This window comes from Clostridium sp., from assembly GCF_051278035.1.
Taxonomy (GTDB): Bacteria; Bacillota; Clostridia; order Clostridiales; family Clostridiaceae; genus Clostridium_AD.
Window position 1 is genome coordinate 1 of record NZ_JBNMNU010000274.1, and the last position, 3,767, is coordinate 3,767.

3 protein-coding genes are annotated in these 3,767 nt (G+C 30.7%); all 3 read left to right on the forward strand.

The window, feature by feature from the left end:
* Window positions 1–19: 19 nt before the first annotated feature.
* A complete protein-coding gene (locus tag ACJAX4_RS22755) occupies window positions 20–1,114 on the forward strand; it encodes a stage II sporulation protein P (RefSeq protein WP_435791723.1) in 1,095 nt (364 codons plus the stop codon).
* A gap of 191 nt (window positions 1,115–1,305) precedes the next feature.
* The gene (locus tag ACJAX4_RS22760) at window positions 1,306–2,799 is read left to right on the forward strand and encodes a YjjI family glycine radical enzyme (RefSeq protein ID WP_435791724.1); all 1,494 of its coding nucleotides are present in this window, start codon (window positions 1,306–1,308) and stop codon (window positions 2,797–2,799) included.
* On the forward strand, window positions 2,792–3,628 hold the full coding sequence (locus ACJAX4_RS22765; protein WP_435791725.1) for a YjjW family glycine radical enzyme activase: 837 nt from the start codon (window positions 2,792–2,794) through the stop codon (window positions 3,626–3,628). Before ACJAX4_RS22760 ends, ACJAX4_RS22765 begins: the two co-directional genes overlap by 8 nt.
* Window positions 3,629–3,767 lie beyond the last annotated feature (139 nt).

Genomic DNA, 3,767 nt, shown 5'->3' on the forward strand with positions numbered 1-3,767 from the left:
GTGATGAGGGGGGATGAAGATGAGGCGAAAAGGTGTAAAAAAAGATAGTAATGAGAGAATGTTTTTAAGTGTTTTTACATTTTTAATAATTTTTTTATTAGGCCTAATTTTACCTAGAAGTACGAATGCTGTAAATGAAGAAAAATCTCAAAATTATTTTTATATTAAGGCTATTAGTAATACATTAGTTTCAATTAATTCTAAAAGTAGCGGACAACAGGATATAAATAGTGAAATAAAATATTCCGTTTTATCGTTTTTAGGAATAGACACTTCAAATCCTATTTCGATTATATCAAAAGAAGTTTCATATTTTAGAGGTAATAAAATTATTGCAAATGCAAATGCAAATGCAAATAATGACAGTAATGATATAGAAAATATAGAAACAGTAACTCCCTTTGAATTAGGTGAAAAGCAGATAACTAAGATTGAAGATCCTAATGCTGTAGCAAAAAATTTAAAACAAACTTTAAATAAACTTGCGCCAAGGGTACTAATATATCATTCTCATACCACAGAGGCATATCGCACATCGGATCCAAGTACATCTAAAACTAACTTTGATACGGATGAAACAAGAAATGTATGTGCTGTAGGAGATGTTATAAAGGAGGAACTAGAAAAAAAATATGGAATTTCAGTTATACATGATAAAACGCTTCATAATATACAAGACTATGATGAATCTTACAAAAAATCTGGAGTTACTTTGGACAAGTATTTAAAGGCATATGGAGGTTTTGATATAATTATAGATTTACATAGAGATGGATTTGCTGCAAGTAATAGGAGAGTATCAAAAACTAAAATAAATGGTGAAGATGTTGCTAAGTATATGTTTGTAGTAACTGATAAAAATCCCCATTATCAAAAACAGAAAGAATTAATAGATTCCATAATGAAAATATCAAACAAATTATACCCAGGTCTTATGGAAGACAGAACAATCACCTTTAATCATTATGGTCTTGGATTTTATAATCAAAATAGAAGTGATAATGCAATGCTAATAGAAGTAGGCTCAAATAACAACACTATTGATGAGGTAAAAAACACTGGTAAATATTTAGCAAGAATATTCGCTGAACAGTTGAATGGCAAGAGTGATTAATTATTAGATTCATTTAAAATTATAAGATACATAAATAAATTTGTATATTAAGACATTAAATTAAAAACCTTTGCAAAAAATATAGATTCAATATAAAATATAATTAACAGCATATAATAAATTCACATACTTATATGTTAAACAACCCATTTGAAAATGTGGTTAAAATAATTTAAATGGATGGTGTTATCATGAACAACATTTTAGAAATTATTAAAAATGGGACCCTAACTTATGAGCAAAAGGTACTTTCCCTTGCTAGAGCTGCAGAAAACAGTATAGACGTTCTAGATATTAGTAAGGAGACTCAAAAACTTCGTGATGAGGGAATAATCTGTGATCTTTTTGAGGGACAGGCACCTTACAGACCTCGGTATATAGTGCCTAATTATGAGAAATTTATGAAAAACGGAAGTGAATTTTTAGGGCTTACGCCACCAATGGATATTTGGGAGGCTACAAATAGTTTATTAATATTATACAAACATGTACCATCAATTACCTCATTTCCTGTATATATTGGAAATATAGATAGTCTTTTGGAACCTTTTGTAATAGATGAAGAAGAGGCTTTTCATGCGATAAAATTATTTTTAACACATATAGATAGAACTATAACAGACTCATTTTGTCATGCCAATATAGGACCAAAGGATACTGTGGCAGGAAGGTTAATATTAAGAGCGGAGAGAGAACTGCAAAATGCGATACCTAACCTGACTTTTAAATATAGCACGTCTACACCAGATGATTTTGCTATTGATGCAATTAATACTGCTTTAATAACTGCAAAACCAAGTTTTGCCAATCACGAAATGTTTACTGAAGAGTTTGATGGGAATTATGCTATAGCCAGTTGTTATAATGGACTCACTATAGGTGGTGGAAGTTATACACTATCTAGACTGAATTTAGCTGGACTTTGCTTAAAAACAGAAAATGAAGATGAATTTATAAATGTTATTTTACCGGATGCAGTAGAGAAAATGGCTGGTTATATGAAGGAGAGAATCAGATTTATAGTGGAGGAAAGCGGGTTTTTTGAGACGAATTTCCTGGTAAAAGAAGGATTAATAAGCAAAGATAATTTCACGGGTATGTTTGGTATGTTTGGACTTGCTGAATGTGTGAATCATTTTATTGATGCATCTAAAGTGGAAAACAGATTTGGTCATGGAGAGGTAGCAAATAATTTAGGATATACAATTATTGAAAAATTAGAAACAGAGGTTAATAAATATAATGATCCTAACTGTAGTGTATTTGAAGGGAAATATTTATTACATGCTCAAGTGGGAATTGATTCTGATATGGGAATTAGCCCAGGATGTAGAATTCCAATTGGGGATGAACCTGAGCTTTTACAGCATATAGTAGAGGCAGCTAAATTTCATAAGTTCTTCCCTTCAGGAATAGGCGACATATTTAATTTTGATAGCACTGTTAAAGCTAATCCGCGATATGTGCTAGATATTATTAAAGGTGCTTTTAAGCAAAAAATGAGATATTTTTCGGCATATTCTACTGATTGTGATGTAATAAGAATTACTGGATATCTTGTAAAAAGATCAGAGATGGAAAAATTACAAAATGGAGAGCAGGTATTACAGGATACTGTAGCACTAGGACTTGGAGCAGCTCTAAATCAAAGGGTACTTGACAGAAAGATAAGAAAAAATGATTAAGGGACTAGTAAACCGAATTATACCTTTTAGCTCTGTGGACGGGCCAGGAAATAGGACAGCTATATTTCTACAAGGGTGTAATTTTAACTGCTCTTATTGTCATAATCCTGAGACTATAAATACATGTAATAGCTGCGGAGAATGCGTTAGTGCTTGTCTTCATAGTGCTCTTAAAATTAAATCTACAAATGTTGTGTGGGATAAAGCATTATGTAGTATATGTGATGAATGTATAAAAATTTGCAAAAGAAATAGTTCACCTAAAGTACTTAATATGACTATAGAAGAAGTTATAGGTGAAATAAATAAAAATAAATCTTTCATCTCTGGCATTACTGTTTCAGGTGGTGAGTGCACCCTGCAAAGTGAGTTTCTAACTGATTTATTTAAGGAAGTTAGAAAAATGAATTTAACGTCATTTATTGATACTAACGGGTCGGTGCCCTTATGGGAACACGAGGAACTAGTGGATGTTATGGATATGGCAATGGTAGATATAAAATCCTATGATAATGAAGAGCATAAGAGACTAACAGGAATGGAAAATGATACGGTTATAGAAAATGTAAAATACCTAGCTAAGTTAAATAAAATTTATGAGATTAGAACGGTTATTGTACCAGAGGTTTTAGACAACTATTATAATGTAGATAAAATCAGTAAACTTATAGCGAGTTTAAATCCAGATATAAGATATAAACTTATAAAATATAGGCAGATTGGTGTACGAACTGATAAAATAAATAGTTATACGCCTAAAGATGAAACTATGAAGGAACTGGCGAAGATAGTGGAGCAAAATGGGTGCAGAAATGTAGTTATAGTGTGATTATATTCACTAAAAACCTCACAAAATGTGAGGTTTTTACTTTATGGATTTCATTATAATTATATGATAATATAGTTATAATATATTATTTTAAAATTTGTAATTTATTTAAAAATAACTGGGAATACTATAACTTCAG